The sequence below is a fragment of the Blautia hydrogenotrophica DSM 10507 genome (assembly GCF_034356035.1).
Lineage (GTDB): Bacteria > Bacillota > Clostridia > Lachnospirales > Lachnospiraceae > Blautia_A > Blautia_A hydrogenotrophica.
The window spans coordinates 1,283,617-1,298,296 of record NZ_CP136423.1 but is presented as its reverse complement, the minus strand read 5'-3'; the positions used below and the strand labels follow the sequence as shown (position 1 = coordinate 1,298,296).

Below are 14,680 nucleotides of genomic sequence, written 5' to 3'. Positions count from 1 at the left end.
TCATTTCCTATATATCAATATTTTTAAGAAAGATGTTTTCATATTGAGATACGATATGCTGCCAGCTGTATGCCTCTGTTATTCTGGCTTTTGCTTTTTTTCCATATTCGTTAATCTCTTGCGGACACATTTGATCTGCTTTATCAATTAACGCTGCCAAATTCCCGTTTTCTTTTGTCCAGTAAAGAGCGCTATTTTGTGCGACTTCTCTGTTAAAGTTTACATCCAATAGTAAATTCAAATTTGTACTGCCGAGGGCTTCTAGCAAAGATGGATTTGTTCCTCCTACTTCATGTCCATGAAAATACCCGTAAGCTTGTTCTCTGATTTTCTTTAATAATTCCTGATCGTATACCGTTCCCACAAACTTGATACGTTTATCCTTATGAAATCCGGTTTTGAGTTTTAACTCCTCTAAAAATTTCTCTGTTACATTTGTGACTAAAACAAAATCATGTGAAGTTTTTGATTTCATGAATTCTTTAATCATAGTCTCATAGTTGTTCTCGGGTACGAATCTTCCGACAACCAGATAGTAATGGTTCGCTCTCAGATTCTTTTCAGACAGCCATTTTGTGAAAGTTTCACTATTATCAGATAATATAGACGGCGTTGTATCTGAGCCATATGCTATAAATGTCGTTCGGGGATTATACTTGGGAAAGGTTTCTCTGATATATTTTTCGATATTTTTGCTGTCGCATATGAGAAGATCTGCATGTTTTACCATCAGCTTCTCAGAAATTTTCCAATATTTTCGAACCGATGCGCTCCATTTTGCTCTTTTCCACTCATGTCCGTCAGGATTAACATACAAAGTACCGCCAAGTTCTGCTATTTGTTTTTTCAGCGTTCCAATAAATGGTCCAATCCGGCAGGCCAGCACATAAAAAATAGGCTTTTGAATCGATGGCCTCACTTTACAGTAGTTAATACAGTATCGAAGAGCAGCAATATCATAATAAATTGCTTTTGCTGCTCCTATATCTGGAACGTTCACATTGAAGCATTTTGCGCCATTGTATTCATAACGCATAGTATCGTTTCCTATACGAGAAACATGGTAACGGATTCTAAAATTCGTCTGATACTCTGTCAGTTTTTCAACGAATGTCTCAAAACCGCCATAAGAGGCCGGAATACCTTTTGATCCGATAATAAAAACCTGTTGTTTGTTTGTACGATATGCTAGGTTAGTCTTATGCTGTTCCAATTTTTTTACTATTTTATTATTAACTTCTATTGTTGTACTCATTAATAATTCCTCTGGAAGTGTAGAATCTATCTGCCAACTCCAAATAATTGTTATTATTAAAATTTCTTCAATAGTTTTATAATCCTTTTTTCAAATGTAGAAAGTCAAAAATGTCTAATCCCCAAATAATAATTTCAATTTATTTTTATCGAATTTAACTGATAAATATAAGGAAGTGAAGAATAATAACATTTTTGTACAATCTTCTCTCCTTGACAGAAGGTCGGTATACCGATACAATATAAAAAGGAAAGGATGAGAGTTATGGATTTACAAGCTTATCTTGATAAAAAAAGCATCACTAGATATCGTCTTTCTAAAATCAGTGGTATTCCTAAAACCACGGTTACGGACATATGTTCAGGAAAAAGTTCTTTACAAAATTGTTCAGCCCGAACAGTTTTTCAGCTTGCAAAGGCACTTGGTTGTACAATGGAGGAAATTATGACATTGGACACTCAAAAAAATTATGATTGTGATACAGGATTACCTACAAATAAAGAATACCTTGAAAGAGGATTACCTCCCTACCTGCAAAGATCATTAAAAAATATGATTGCGTCTTGGGTAATTGAAGACAGTGGGAAAGTAGATTATCATTGGGATATTGCATGGAGCGAGTTAAATGCTGATATAAATTCGGCAGAGGTAGAACAAGAAATTTCGTCTGAACAAGCGTGGTATTTACGAGAAAAATATTTGAGAATGAAAAGAGGTGACTAACGAATGATTGACTTCTCCAACCTACCGGTTCGAAACAAAACTTATGCCGGAGCAAATGGAAGTAAGATTTCCGTCATTTATAATGGAGAGCAGTATATGCTCAAATTTCCCTCGCTGCCTTCTAGAAACAGGGAAATGAGTTATACAAATGGTTGTATTTCTGAGTATATTGGCTGCCATATTTTTGAAAGCGTAGGAATTCCCGTTCAGAAGACTCTGCTCGGAACCTATACTAAAAATGGTAAAAAAAAGATAGTTGTGGCTTGTAAAGATTTTACAGCAACAGGCTTGATTCTTCAGGATTTTGCGTCTTTGAAAAACACGATGATAGATTCCATGCATAATGGATACGGCACGGAATTAAGTGATATTCTCACAACACTAGAAATGCAGACGGCTATCGATCCGCCAATACTTATTAAATGGTTTTGGGATATATTTATTGTAGATGCTCTGATTGGAAATTGGGACAGACACAATGGAAATTGGGGATTTCTTTATAATAACGCTACAGATGAAATCAAACTTGCACCAGTATACGATTGCGGTAGCTGTCTGTTTCCACAGGCTAGTGAAGAAATTATGAAAAATACCTTAGAAGATCCAGAAGAGAGAAATCTGCGAGTATTTGAAATTCCTTTATCGGGAATTAAAATTAATGGAAAAAAAATTCGATATTTTGACTTCATATCTTCTCTTCAAAACACTGATTGTAACCAAGCTTTAAAACGTATTTTAGCGAGAATTGATTTGATTAAAATAAATAAAATCATAGATGAAACACCATTTATATCTGATCTACAGAAAACTTTTTACAAAACTATATTGAAAGAACGGAAAGAACATATATTAAATTTCTCATATGAAAAGCTTTGTAAGAGCAAAAGTAGTTTATCAAATGAAAATTAGTAATTTTTTTAACATCATTTATACATTTCCTTATATTTTCTGGTATAATAGTTTTAGGGAGAATCGTATCCAGAAGTAGAGAAAAAAAGATACCTTATACAAAAGATAAAATGCTCTAGATATGATTCTCTCATATTGATACTCAGATCACCTTGTTTTTCTTTTAGATTGAACTAGGCGATTTTATCAAACCTTAAACTGTTATCAGGGAATAGAGAAATGTTGAGATATTGAAACGTTTAAGAGTACAGGTCAGTTACATTTGGAATCGAATATAAAAGTATGCTGATCTATAATGAAGAAATGAATTACAAGATGATATTCAGTCAGATTGACTTAAACATTATTTATCTAATTATGTAAAGAAATGTCTATAAGTTTTAAATTTAACTAGAAAGAATCATATCCAGAGTATTTTATCTTTTGTAAAAATAGTGTTTTTTCTTATTACTCTGAATACGATTCTTCTATAAGAAATTATATCCTAGAAAAGAATAAAATGTGATAGGAAAAATTCACAAAATTTCTCTCCTAATTTTTAACATTATAGTACATTTTTGTACAACCTACAATTTATTATTACTTTAAAAAGTTTTATACAGTCACAAAAATGAACCCTGCTTTGAACCTATTCATTCACAGCAGGGTTCTGTCTGTTTTTTATTTACTTCAGTTGTTACTACTTACTTCCCATTAGTTCTATTATCGCTCTGGCTCCGACTTTCATTCCTTCTATGAAAGCTTCGCGTTCATACTCGGAGCATGCCGCATTGACATAATCGATAAGCTGTTCCTCCGTTTCTTCTGTACAAGAAATTTGGCCCAGAGCTAGTCCGTGCAACAAATCGAGTAAACCGTTATAGTTTTTTCTCACACTGGCATTTTCTACCGGATTGAAGTCCATATAACAGAAATAAATTTGTTCCAACAGTGATTCAATGCCAGGTTCGTAGTTTGCAGGGTGTTGTGAGAGATATTGTTTAATAAGATTGACAATCTCTTCTGAGTTGCCTACTCTCGGACCTATTGGAGCATTTGACGTTCCATTACCTGCATCTTGTTTTAACTTTGTGTTATAATTTTCGTAGTTGCCATGTTGTTTTTCCATTTTATGTCACCTTTCCTTTTGCCAGCGACTTTATTTACAATATGACTATTTGGTGTCAAAACTATATGATTAGAAAGACATTTGGAAAATGATGATATGAATTCTCAGGAAAACTTACGATTTCTTAAATCAACATTTCAAAAAATTTCTAAATACATTTTTGAGTAAATATCATATTACACAAAAGTTACTGAAAATATTTAGTTATTCTTTTATGGGTTGCAGATCAGTTACTTTTTTCGTTTCAAGTAGTACTCGGCAGCTTTTTCTATTGCAGGCAATACCTTATTTCAATATCGTACGAATACCAGCCTGACGCAGATTCTTCACGTATTGATTAACGTTGCTATAATTAAGAACTTTTAAGCGCACAGCTTCAATATTTTCATCGGCGTATTTAATTTCTATAATAATTCCAACATCCTCATCATCATTGAAATCATAATGTTTTTAAACCATTTCCCGATTCTTTATTAGAAGTCATAACCCATCCAGACTTAAAACCCAAAATGCCAAGCAAAATTCTATGATAAAAATTTTCTTTCGTAGGTTCTTTTCCAAAAGTATCTCGGACGCTGACTATCTTCTCAATAAAGCAGCAAATTGTTGTTTCACTTCCTGAGGATTTCCAACTACCAAAGAAGTGTAAAAAGTCTCCAACGCCGCATCATATATTGAAACTTGATTTTTAAATATTAATAATATCTGTTCTGCATAAATATTTGGTATTTCTCGATTCGGAATCACCGAACTGAGTTCATTGCTCACTAATTTACCCGTTGTGTGAGATATCCCGTCATAAAGAGCGCATTCCTAATATTATCAATTGAAGAATATAATTCAAGATATGTTAACTCTTGATGAATCACTTTTTGAATATTTTCATCATTAATTAACTGTTCCATTTCTATTTTGGTAGATTTTTCTGAATTCCCGTTCCATCTATTAAATGTTTAACCACATCATTCTCACTGGTATCTAATCAATATTTTTGGTGGTAAATTTTTATTGCTTTTATGAGTTCTGCAATAACAGACCACATCCCATGGATAATATATGTCTACCTTTCTAAAGCGGTAACTGTCATACCATTCTTGTACAGTATCATAAATACGCTCTTGACTCTTGTAGTGGAGCATATATTGGACTTCCGTATCTGTAAAGCAAAAATATTCGTCAAATTCAACATCCTTGATTGAAAACACATCAAAATTATTGAGTCTAGTAAAATATCTTCTTTATCCATACGTAGACATCCCACTAAGACAACAAAAAAAGATTTTCATTGGTTTTTAAAACCGCACCGGATAGGCTGCGAATCAACTTTACTATTTTTTTATAATAGCTAGTTCATTTGTTTTTGCCAAAGACACGTCATATTCACCAATGAATATAATAGTACGCTTTTAATAATGTTTATTGAAATATCAAAAAAACTTTAGTCTCCTGGCTTCTTGGTTTGTTATTTTGATTGTCGTACCTTGCGCAACTTTATAACTGTTTGCATCAACATCTTTTAAGCGAATATACACGATGGGAAAAAGCTTTACTTTTCCCCAATTCTCAAGCAGTTCTTTAATAAGACCTGCCTTATCCACATAGTAAAAACCATTCCTGTGAATTTCTTGAAACTTCCAATTCCAACAGAAAGTTTTTTTCATGGTTAATCTATTAGCTCCACTCCCTTCTTAACAATACGCTTCTGCTTTGTCAAACCTTTTTTGTATAAAAAATTGTAACTAAACTCCTGTAGCTACAATTCTAACATTGCTGTACCCAAATAGCAATACAAAAACCTTATTGTTTACCGATATTTTCCATAAAAATCATTTTTTTTATATTTTCATTAGTAATACAGCCAAAGAATTCTGATCTAATTAGTTATTTTTTATATCAACAAATAAAAATAACTGATAATCTGATTTTTATAGATACTTTTGTAACTATACAGAATACATAGAAAAAATATCCGGTGAAGAGAATAAAAATTTTATAATTAGTTTTTGTGAAATAATAACAATTATTTGGAGTTGGCAAAAGCGAAATTATAAAAATAATATTGAGTTCAGTTGATGTGTTTTGAGTTGGGGTGATTGCAAGATATTTTGTAGATATAAGTTTCAGTTTAGAAAAACACCTTTATGAAAATTATAAAGATGTACTAATTGCCGCTATCGATAATATGAATGGTTATTATGATGCGCAGTTGAAGGATGCAAGGTTTGTAGAACCGTCCGAACATCCTTCATTTATTTTTATGAAAACCCATATTGCTGATAAAGAATTTTGTTAACCCTGTGCTGATATCAATACATCAGAGGCTAATTTGGATTATAAGCTCGGTACAACCCGTAATATACAGATTTTACAAAGACAGAGAAAAATAATTGTGTAGTGTAATTAGGAGAATAGCAAATATGAGAAGTTTTACAGATTTAAAAATTGCTGTAGCCGGTACTGGCTATGTTGGGTTATCTCTGGCAGTGTTGCTTGCACAACAACATCAGGTGACTGCCGTTGATGTAATGAAAGAAAAAGTAGAGCAGATCAACAATCGTAAGCCTGTGATACAGGATGAGTATATTGAAAAATATTTGGCAGAAAAGGATTTGAATCTAACAGCCACGCTTGATGGGAAAGCTGCATATAGCGATGCTGACTTTGTGATTATTGCAACACCTACCAATTATGACAGCAAAAGAAATTTTTTTGATACTTCCGCGGTAGAAGCTGTTATAAAGCTGGTCATTGAGCATAATCCAGAAGCCATTATAGTAATTAAATCTACGATTCCTGTTGGTTATACCAAAAGTATCCGTGAAAAATTTCATTTTGACAATATCCTCTTTAGCCCAGAGTTTTTGCGCGAAAGTAAGGCATTATACGATAATCTGTACCCTAGCAGAATCATTGTTGGTACAGATATAGAGAATACCCATTCGGTAAAGGCTGCTCATATTTTTGCGCAGCTTTTACGTGAAGGTGCAGTCAAAGAAAACGTTGATACATTGTTTATGGGTTCTACTGAAGCCGAAGCGGTTAAGTTATTTGCTAATACATATTTGGCTCTGCGGGTAAGCTATTTTAATGAATTAGATACCTATGCTGAGATGAAGGGGCTGAATACGCAACAGATTATTGATGGGGTGTGTCTTGATCCGCGTATTGGCAGTCATTACAATAATCCCTCATTTGGATATGGCGGTTATTGTCTTCCCAAGGACACTCGTCAACTGCTGGCAAATTATAACGATGTGCCGGAAAATTTAATTGAAGCTATCGTGGAATCCAACCGCACTCGCAAGGACTTCATTGCCGACCGTGTATTGAAAATAGCTGGGTATTACGGTTACGACGGAGATAATCAATATAGTAAAAGTAAAGAAAAATTGGTAATAGTTGGTGTCTACCGTCTGACTATGAAAAGTAATAGTGACAATTTCCGCCAGAGCAGCATCCAAGGTGTGATGAAACGTATTAAAGCAAAAGGTGCAACTGTGATTATTTATGAGCCGACGTTAGAAAACGGTAGTACGTTCTTTGGATCGGCCGTAGTCAACAATTTGGATGAATTCAAGAAACAGAGCCAGGCCATTATTGCAAACCGCTATGACGATTGTCTGGATGATGTGAAAGACAAAGTGTATACGAGAGACATTTTCCAGAGAGATTGAGAAATCAGTGAGGAAAGAGAATGCAGGATAAAGTTTCAATAATAACCCCTTCGTGGAATAGTGAAAAATACATTGTCGATACAATTAAGTCAGTTCAGAATCAAATATATAAGAACTGGGAAATGATTATAGTTGACGATTGTTCAACAGATCATACTGTGGATATTATTGAGGCAATAGCAAAAGAAGACCCAAGAATAAAATTGATAAAACAACCTGTTAATGGTGGCGCAGCTAAAGCTAGGAACATATCGCTGAATGAAGCTACAGGTCGTTTCATTGCATATTTAGATGCAGATGATATTTGGAAACCCGATAAACTAGAAAAGCAAGTCTCTTTCATGAAATCCAAGCCTTGTAGTTTTTCATGCACATCTTACGAAGTAGTTGATGATGATGGGAAACCATTGAATAAACAAGTACATATGCTGCCCGAAGTAGATTATGTGGGATTTTTGACAAATAATTTGCTTCAAACAGTAGGAATTATGGTGGATATAGATATTGTTGATAGAAAATATCTGGAAATGCCGGATATTAGAAGAAGACAAGACGCAGCAACTTGGCTTCAAATTCTAAAAGCAGGATATAAATGTTATGGTCTTGATGAAATTCTTGCAGAATACCGCAGGGCAGGAAATTCATTGAGCAGCAATAAAATTAAAGCGATAAAAGGGGTATGGAATCTTTATAGAAATATTGAACATTTATCTTTGCTATTTAGTTGTTATTGCTTTATAAGATATGCAGTCTTGGCAGTTTGGAAACGGGTTTACAGGAAACGGTAGGGAGAAAAAAGTATATGAAGTTTGTACGGACAATGCGTAAAACAATATCGCGTATTGATATAGAGTTATCTTCAAAAATAATGTATTGGACTTTTGTTCATAAGAAATTAAATCTAAATACACCCACTACATTTAACGAAAAATTATGCTGGCTAAAATTGCGAGAATTCCCTAAAAATCCGCAAGTTATTCGCTGTACTGATAAATATTTAGTTCACAATTATATACAAGAAAAAGGATATAAAGAATTACTTGTAAAGATAATTGGAGTTTGGGAGAAGACGGAAGATATTAATTGGGAAAGTCTTCCTAATAGGTTTGTATTAAAGTGTACGCATGGATGCGCATACAACATTATTTGCACCGACAAAGACACATTGGATAAAAAACAAGCCATAAAAAAATTGAATACTTGGTTAAAAGAAGATTTTGGCTTAGTATCAGGTGAACCTCATTACAGTAAAATACAAAGAAGGATCGTTTGTGAGGAATTCCTTGAAGGTGAACTGAAGGATTACAAATTTTTCTGCTTTAATGGTATTCCAAGGTTTTATTATGTTGCGATTACACCGAATGGAGACTTTCATAATATGAGATGTGATTTTTTTTGGCCTAATGGAGAACCTGCTGATTTTTACCGTCTTGACCACAAACGTTTTGAATCACTTCCTGAAATGCCGAATAATTTGGAACAAATGCTTAAAATAGCGAAAAAACTATCAGAGGATTTCCCTTTTGTACGGGTTGACTTAATGAATGTTAATAATAAATTATATTTTTCTGAACTGACATTTACGCCTTCTGCTGGCATTATGCCATTGGCACCTGATAATGCAGATGCAAGGATAGGAGAATGGTTGGATTTAGGTGTATATAATCGTATGTAAAATAATAGTGAAAAAATGAGTAATATATATTTTGATTTTATTATAATTAATCAGTGCATTTATTTTGGAGAAAAAAGATGACATATGGAATAATAGGCCGTACGGCGGAAGGTACGGATTTATGCGATGGACAAACGATAAAAACGAGAACTTTGGTTGAAGAAATCACTCACATGGATCCTAACTCGAAAGTTTTAATTGCAGATACTTATAATTATAAAAAAAGGGCATTCAATATCTTTTTCAAAATTATAGAGGTGTTGAAGAAAAGTGATGTTGTTTTTATACTTTTGTCAAGAAACGGAATGAAAGTTATTTTTCCTGTTGTGAACAGACTGAACACACTGTTCAAAAAACCAATTTTGCACGATTGTATAGGAGGTTCTATAGACAGCCTTATAAAACAACATCCACAACTAATTGAACAGTTGAATAAGTTCTCAGTTAATTGGGTGGAATCTGTACAGCTAAAAAAACGATTAGAAGATTTGGGAGTAAAGAAAGTTGAATACCTTCCCAATTTTAAACGGCTAAAATGTATAGGGGAAGACAGTTTAGTTTTATCTTATCCTAAACAGTTCCGATTCTGCACCTTTAGTAGAGTTAATGAAGCAAAAGGAATTGGACGAGCCTGTGAGGCAGTTATCAACATTAATACAAAATGTGGTTTTATAAAAGCTAGATTAGAAATCTATGGGCCGATTGAGGATAATTATGACGTTGTCATAAAAAGGTACATTGCTATATCAAATGGAGCGATAAATTACAATGGCGTGATATCAGCGGACAAAAGCGTTGAAATCCTCACAGGGGCATATGCATTACTATTTCCAACTACATTCTATGGTGAGGGTTTCCCAGGAACAATTATTGATGCTTTTTCTGCCGGAGTCCCTATTATTGCAACAGATTGGCACTTAAACGGCGAGATAATTCAGGAGGGCTATACAGGATTGTTGTATGATCCTGAAAAACCTGAGAAATTAGAAGAATTAATGGAGTACTTGATGAGTGCTCCAGAACTAGTTTTCACTATGAGAAAACAATGTTTGAAGGAAGCAAAAAGATATGATCCTGAAAGAGTTATGGAAACTATCCAGAAAAAAGTTGGATTTGTACTAAGCAAATAGAACCTTACATATTATTTTATCCTTAATAGGAGAAACAGTATTATGCAAAGAAACGGGCAACTAGATACTGAAAAGAAGAATGTTGCAATTATTGTACCTACTCTCAACAAGGGAGGGGCAGAACGTGTCGCGGCAAATATGTCTTTGGAATTTGCGAAGCACTATAATGTTTTTCTTATTGTTCATGATGGAAAAGACATTACATATCCATACGCAGGACGGTTGATTGATTTGAGGCTGCCGCCAGCAAAAGGGTTATTGAGAAAAACAATTACTCTGTTTAGAAGAGTTCAGCGTACGAAAAAAATCAAGAAATTAAACCATATTCAATTTACAATTAGCCATTTGCCAATGTGCAATTATGTCAACATTTTTTCGAGGTATAAGGATAAAGTAATTACATATGTACACACGATGGAAACGCCTTCTCGAAAAAATAAGATTCGGGGATGGCTGGTTTCTGTTTTATCTGACATAGTTGTATGTGTGTCAGAGTGTGCTAGGCAGAACATGATTCGAAATTTTGGTATTTCCGAATCAAATATAAAGACAATTTATAACTTCTGTGATATTTCTGTTAAACCACATCAAAAAGATATTAAAAAGGAAAAAATCGAAGTCGTAAACATGGGACGATTTGTAAAGGAAAAAGGTCAATGGCATTTGATAAGAGCAATGAAAAAAGTCCAAGAAGAGTATCCCTCTGCGCATTTGACAATCTATGGAGACGGTGAATTGAGGGGGACGTTTGAAAAGCTGACAGCGAAACTGAAACTGGAAAATGTCATTAGTATGCCAGGTTATGTACAGAACCCCTACCATCAGATAGCAGAGGCTGATATTTACGCAAATCCAGCAGAAACAGAAGGGCTTCCTATGGCACTGATTGAAGCGGGAAATTGTGGCGTTGCAATTATTTCAACTGATTGTGATGCAGGTTGTCGGGAAATACTGGCGCCATCCACGCCTGTAGATTGGAAGACATCTGAAGTGGAATTGGCGGAATTTGGTATACTTGTTCCCGTGAATAATGATTTTGACTACGAAAGAGTAACTTTATCTGAAGCGGAAGATAAATTGGCAGATGGAATAAAACAGCTTATTAAAGATGAAATCCTTTTAGAGAATTATGCAAAAAAGGCGATTGAAAGAGCAAATCAGTTTAGGCCAGAACACATTATGAATGTGTGGGAAGAACTATTGCGGTAAAATTGGAGTGAACTATGAGAGTAGGATTACAAACAGTGCATTGTTCAAAGAATCCAGGAGCATCTTTGCAGGCACATGCATTGGCAAAAAAAATTTCGGAGCTAGGTGGGAATGTAGAAATAATTAATTATTGCCCTATTTATTTTTTAGATCCAATGGATCCGTTGAAACAGAGACAGTGGTCTTTAAAAGAAAAACTCAAAGCAATAATCAATGGACATGCACAGAGAGAACGATATAGACTATTTCAGAACTTTAACAAAAAGTATCTACCAAGAATGACTATGCGTTATAATACTCCGAATGATTTAGAAACAGCAGAATTGGACTATGATGTCTATATTTGCGGAAGCGACCAAATTTGGAATCCAGAGAATGTCAAACATGATACAAGTTTTTTCTTTGATTATGTAACTAAGAACAAGGCTGTATTGGCATCTTATGCGGCGAGTATTGGACAGGATCGCTTGAGTATGCAGGATCAAGAATGGATTCGCAAAGGTATTGCACGTTTTGACAATATTAGTATCAGAGAAAAGTCCGGCGTAGACCTTGCGTGTAAATTATTAAATTCAGGTCGGATTGTGCAAAGTATTGATCCAACATTATTGTTTTCTGGAGACTATTGGCGCAGCGTAAGTCAGAAACCTACGGAAAATTTGCCAGATCACTTTATTTTGTATTATCCCATTCAGAATACGGACTTTAGTCTCGATGTGATTATGAGGGTAAAAAAGGAAACAGGACTTTCTTGTATAGCACTGGATGGGGGAATCAAAAAGAATCCACATGCAAGTATGCAGATTCGTTCATATGGGCCTTGTGAATTTCTATGGTTGATTGACCATGCAGACTATATTATTACCAACTCTTTTCATGGAACTGTTTTAAGCCTATTGTTGAAAAAACAAGTAATCGTCTATCGCCATTCCACAAGAAACAGTCGGTTGGAAAGTGTTTTAAACCTATTAGACCTGAATGAAATTCAAATTTCTGAGATTGAAAATTTAAAAAAATTGAATTGGAAATTGGTTGCAGAAAAAGAAAACAGAATTGATAAATTGCTGAAGGAAGAAAGGAGAAATGCTGAAGAGTATTTGAGGTCTATTTTAGAAAAGAAGGTGGATCTAAGTGATAACACTAAGAAAAGTGAATAATAAAAAATACATTTATACAGAATTTGTTTTATTAATACTTCTGAGCATAAGCCAGTTTTTTGGGGTGACAGGTGCAAATTTAGGTATTGTATTATGTATAATCTGTTTGTTCTGTCTACTTCCTGAAAAAAAAGATACTGAAGCTTTGTTTATTGCCATGCCGGCTTTCAATATGTTTTCCTATTCTCTTGGAAAGACAAGTTTATTTTACCTCTTGATTATTCTATATTCTGTTAAGTATCTGTGGCATAAAAACTTTCGTGTGAATAAAAGAAAAATGATTATATTTTTCCTATGCTGCCTTTTTACCATAACAATACAGGATGTAGAAGTATGGGTGAAATGGGTACTTCAGTTCTGGCTGATGATTCTGCTTTTTAATGATAAAAATTTAGATCAAAATTTTGAGAACATTATAAAGTACACTTCTGTATCAGCAGTTCTTTCGTCGATCGTTGGATATGTTATGCAGATAAATGGAAAATCCATATATACTAGATCCTATGTCTACATTCAAGATGCTGGATCGACAACGCGGTTTGCAGGCCTGATTGGGGATTCTGTATTTTATGGTCAGTTCATTGCTGTATTGATAGCAGCAAATTTGACGCTAGCTTACAGGAATAAGAAATACACTATGTTTGCATATATTGCCAGTGCAATTATGGCCGCTTTTGTATTACTTTCTTTTTCAAAAACGGCCATTCTACTTATTGCAGTGGAAGTGACTGGATATATTGTATTTCTGATTGCAAGAAATTCCAATAATAGGAAAAATATCTTTAAAAATATTCTGCTTATTTTTGGTGTATGGGCGGTTATTATGTTATTGTATCAGTATGTTATGACACATACGGATAATATATTAATCAAAGGTTTTTTGACACGTTTTTCCGCAAATGACTTATGGACCGGGCGTACATCAATTGCAGAAACCTATTTTGAGTGGTTGAGCACGGATTGGAAATATTGGTTATCCGGTATGGAATATAGCCAATATACAAGTGGAATCCAAAACGGTAATTTGTTAATTACACGAGCTCATAATATTTACATTGAAACTGCCTGCTTGTTTGGCATAATCCCTGCGATTATTCTCCTGGTTGCCTTGGTTTGCTATTTTTACAGGCTTCAAATCAAGTACCGCGTATCTATGATGTCATATTTACCGTTATTGGTTTTGGCGGCCAGTGGCATATCATTACATGGACATTTTGAATGGCATTACTATTTCCTGTGTTCAATTACGTTTGCTTGTGTACATTCTGATATTAGAAAAAGAAAGGAGATACGTTCCAATGAAATTAATGCAATATATTAGTCACATACGGGAGGGCGGGACAAATATAAAAAAGGCCAAAAAGAATGGCATGATAGTTGGAAAAAATTTTCATTGTGCTCCAAGTGTATTTATTGATCCAGCTCACTGCTTTTTGATCTCGATTGGTGATGACTGTACGTTTACTGCGAAAGTACATATTTTAGCCCATGACGCATCTATAAAAAGACACCTCGGTTATACTAAAATCGGAAAAGTATCCATTGGCAATAGAGTTTTTTTGGGAGTTGGAACAGTTATTCTTCCGGGAGTTATGATTGGTGATGATGTAATCGTTGGTGCCGGCTCTGTTGTAACGAAAAGTATTCCGCCAAGAGAAGTATGGGCTGGAAGTCCAGCAAAGAAGATATGTTCATTGGAAGAATATTTGGCGAAACACTCTGGCAAACAGCATTTTGGAAAGGATTACTATCTGTCGTCTAACTTGTCAGAAGGAAAGAAAAATGAGATTCGACAGGCAGTTGAAAATGGAACTGCCTACATTGTTTAGAATGGGGTAAA

At 34.3% G+C, this 14,680-nt stretch carries 12 protein-coding genes; 10 read left to right on the top strand and 2 right to left on the bottom strand.

All coding sequences use genetic code 11. The features are described from left to right. Positions 1-7: 7 nt before the first annotated feature. The gene (gene cps2T, locus BLHYD_RS06090) at positions 8-1,255 is read right to left on the bottom strand and encodes a beta 1-4 rhamnosyltransferase Cps2T (RefSeq protein WP_005944743.1); all 1,248 of its coding nucleotides are present in this window, start codon (positions 1,253-1,255) and stop codon (positions 8-10) included. 264 nt (positions 1,256-1,519) lie between these two features. Between cps2T and BLHYD_RS06085 the strand changes: the two genes are divergently transcribed. Further along, complete coding sequence (locus BLHYD_RS06085; RefSeq protein ID WP_021846062.1) at positions 1,520-1,978, top strand: helix-turn-helix transcriptional regulator; 459 nt, start codon at positions 1,520-1,522, stop codon at positions 1,976-1,978. A gap of 3 nt (positions 1,979-1,981) precedes the next feature. Further along, entirely contained in the window at positions 1,982-2,887 is a 906-nt protein-coding gene (locus tag BLHYD_RS06080) for a HipA domain-containing protein (RefSeq protein WP_005944741.1), read from the top strand. 679 nt (positions 2,888-3,566) lie between these two features. On the opposite strand, the gene BLHYD_RS06075 is transcribed toward BLHYD_RS06080, so the two are convergent. Beyond that, on the bottom strand, positions 3,567-3,995 hold the full coding sequence (locus BLHYD_RS06075; protein ID WP_005944740.1) for a hypothetical protein: 429 nt from the start codon (positions 3,993-3,995) through the stop codon (positions 3,567-3,569). 2,417 nt (positions 3,996-6,412) lie between these two features. Here BLHYD_RS06075 and BLHYD_RS06065 point away from each other — a divergent pair. The 8 genes from BLHYD_RS06065 (at position 6,413) to BLHYD_RS06030 (ending at position 14,669) form a co-directional block, all read left to right on the top strand. Then, positions 6,413-7,669, top strand: a complete 1,257-nt coding sequence (locus BLHYD_RS06065; protein ID WP_005944736.1) for a nucleotide sugar dehydrogenase — start codon at positions 6,413-6,415, stop codon at positions 7,667-7,669. Between the two features lie 20 nt (positions 7,670-7,689). Next, on the top strand, positions 7,690-8,457 hold the full coding sequence (locus BLHYD_RS06060) for a glycosyltransferase family 2 protein (RefSeq protein WP_005944735.1): 768 nt from the start codon (positions 7,690-7,692) through the stop codon (positions 8,455-8,457). Between the two features lie 14 nt (positions 8,458-8,471). After that, positions 8,472-9,344, top strand: a complete 873-nt coding sequence (locus BLHYD_RS06055; protein ID WP_005944734.1) for an ATP-grasp fold amidoligase family protein — start codon at positions 8,472-8,474, stop codon at positions 9,342-9,344. Between the two features lie 77 nt (positions 9,345-9,421). Further along, positions 9,422-10,474, top strand: a complete 1,053-nt coding sequence (locus tag BLHYD_RS06050; RefSeq protein WP_005944732.1) for a glycosyltransferase family 4 protein — start codon at positions 9,422-9,424, stop codon at positions 10,472-10,474. A 42-nt stretch (positions 10,475-10,516) separates the two neighbouring features. Beyond that, the gene (locus BLHYD_RS06045) at positions 10,517-11,683 is read left to right on the top strand and encodes a glycosyltransferase (RefSeq protein ID WP_005944730.1); all 1,167 of its coding nucleotides are present in this window, start codon (positions 10,517-10,519) and stop codon (positions 11,681-11,683) included. 14 nt (positions 11,684-11,697) lie between these two features. After that, positions 11,698-12,840, top strand: coding sequence for a polysaccharide pyruvyl transferase family protein (locus tag BLHYD_RS06040; RefSeq protein ID WP_005944728.1), 1,143 nt, complete (start codon positions 11,698-11,700; stop codon positions 12,838-12,840). Beyond that, positions 12,815-14,161 carry an O-antigen ligase family protein gene (locus tag BLHYD_RS06035; protein WP_040350247.1) on the top strand — a complete coding sequence of 449 codons (1,347 nt, stop codon included), beginning with the start codon at positions 12,815-12,817 and terminating at the stop codon, positions 14,159-14,161. The genes BLHYD_RS06040 and BLHYD_RS06035 overlap by 26 nt, the downstream gene beginning before the upstream one ends. After that, positions 14,139-14,669, top strand: coding sequence for an acyltransferase (locus tag BLHYD_RS06030; protein WP_005944724.1), 531 nt, complete (start codon positions 14,139-14,141; stop codon positions 14,667-14,669). Before BLHYD_RS06035 ends, BLHYD_RS06030 begins: the two co-directional genes overlap by 23 nt. Positions 14,670-14,680 lie beyond the last annotated feature (11 nt).

What these genes read in the sequence shown, in the direction of transcription:
- cps2T (WP_005944743.1), bottom strand. Translation starts at nt 1,255, where the DNA reads ATGAGTACAACAATAGAAGTTAATAATAAAATAGTAAAAAAATTGGAA.
- BLHYD_RS06085 (WP_021846062.1), top strand. Translation starts at nt 1,520, where the DNA reads ATGGATTTACAAGCTTATCTTGATAAAAAAAGCATCACTAGATATCGT.
- BLHYD_RS06080 (WP_005944741.1), top strand. Translation starts at nt 1,982, where the DNA reads ATGATTGACTTCTCCAACCTACCGGTTCGAAACAAAACTTATGCCGGA.
- BLHYD_RS06075 (WP_005944740.1), bottom strand. Translation starts at nt 3,995, where the DNA reads ATGGAAAAACAACATGGCAACTACGAAAATTATAACACAAAGTTAAAA.
- BLHYD_RS06065 (WP_005944736.1), top strand. Translation starts at nt 6,413, where the DNA reads ATGAGAAGTTTTACAGATTTAAAAATTGCTGTAGCCGGTACTGGCTAT.
- BLHYD_RS06060 (WP_005944735.1), top strand. Translation starts at nt 7,690, where the DNA reads ATGCAGGATAAAGTTTCAATAATAACCCCTTCGTGGAATAGTGAAAAA.
- BLHYD_RS06055 (WP_005944734.1), top strand. Translation starts at nt 8,472, where the DNA reads ATGAAGTTTGTACGGACAATGCGTAAAACAATATCGCGTATTGATATA.
- BLHYD_RS06050 (WP_005944732.1), top strand. Translation starts at nt 9,422, where the DNA reads ATGACATATGGAATAATAGGCCGTACGGCGGAAGGTACGGATTTATGC.
- BLHYD_RS06045 (WP_005944730.1), top strand. Translation starts at nt 10,517, where the DNA reads ATGCAAAGAAACGGGCAACTAGATACTGAAAAGAAGAATGTTGCAATT.
- BLHYD_RS06040 (WP_005944728.1), top strand. Translation starts at nt 11,698, where the DNA reads ATGAGAGTAGGATTACAAACAGTGCATTGTTCAAAGAATCCAGGAGCA.
- BLHYD_RS06030 (WP_005944724.1), top strand. Translation starts at nt 14,139, where the DNA reads ATGAAATTAATGCAATATATTAGTCACATACGGGAGGGCGGGACAAAT.